At 52.6% G+C, this 863-nt stretch carries 1 rRNA gene; it reads left to right on the top strand.

The features are described from left to right. Positions 1-20 precede the first annotated feature (20 nt). Positions 21-863 (top strand): 23S ribosomal RNA (locus tag IM304_RS22165); the annotation flags it as partial.

Below are 863 nucleotides of genomic sequence, written 5' to 3' on the forward strand. Positions count from 1 at the left end.
GAAACATCTTCGGGTTGTGAGGTTAAGCGACTAAGCGTACACGGTGGATGCCCTGGCAGTCAGAGGCGATGAAGGACGTGCTAATCTGCGAAAAGCGCCGGCGAGGTGATATGAACCCTTGACCCGGCGATGTCCGAATGGGGAAACCCAGTGCAATTCGTTGCACTATCGTTAGCTGAATACATAGGCTAACGAGGCGAACCGGGGGAACTGAAACATCTAAGTACCCCGAGGAAAAGAAATCAACCGAGATTCCCCCAGTAGCGGCGAGCGAACGGGGAGCAGCCCGGAGTCTGAATCAGCTTGTGTGTTAGTGGAACGGTCTGGAAAGTCCGACGGTACAGGGTGATAGTCCCGTACACGAAAGCACACATGCTGTGAACTCGAAGAGTAGGGCGGGACACGTGGTATCCTGTCTGAATATGGGGGGACCATCCTCCAAGGCTAAATACTCCTGACTGACCGATAGTGAACCAGTACCGTGAGGGAAAGGCGAAAAGAACCCCGGCGAGGGGAGTGAAAAAGAACCTGAAACCGTGTACGTACAAGCAGTGGGAGCCTCTTTATGGGGTGACTGCGTACCTTTTGTATAATGGGTCAGCGACTTATATTCTGTAGCAAGGTTAACCGTATAGGGGAGCCGAAGGGAAACCGAGTCTTAACTGGGCGTTAAGTTGCAGGGTATAGACCCGAAACCCGGTGATCTAGCCATGGGCAGGTTGAAGGTTGGGTAACACTAACTGGAGGACCGAACCGACTAATGTTGAAAAATTAGCGGATGACCTGTGGCTGGGGGTGAAAGGCCAATCAAACCGGGAGATAGCTGGTTCTCCCCGAAAGCTATTTAGGTAGCGCCTCGTGAA

It is taken from the genome of Enterobacter cloacae complex sp. P40C2 (assembly GCF_014930695.1).
In the GTDB taxonomy this organism is placed as follows: Bacteria; Pseudomonadota; Gammaproteobacteria; order Enterobacterales; family Enterobacteriaceae; genus Enterobacter; species Enterobacter pasteurii.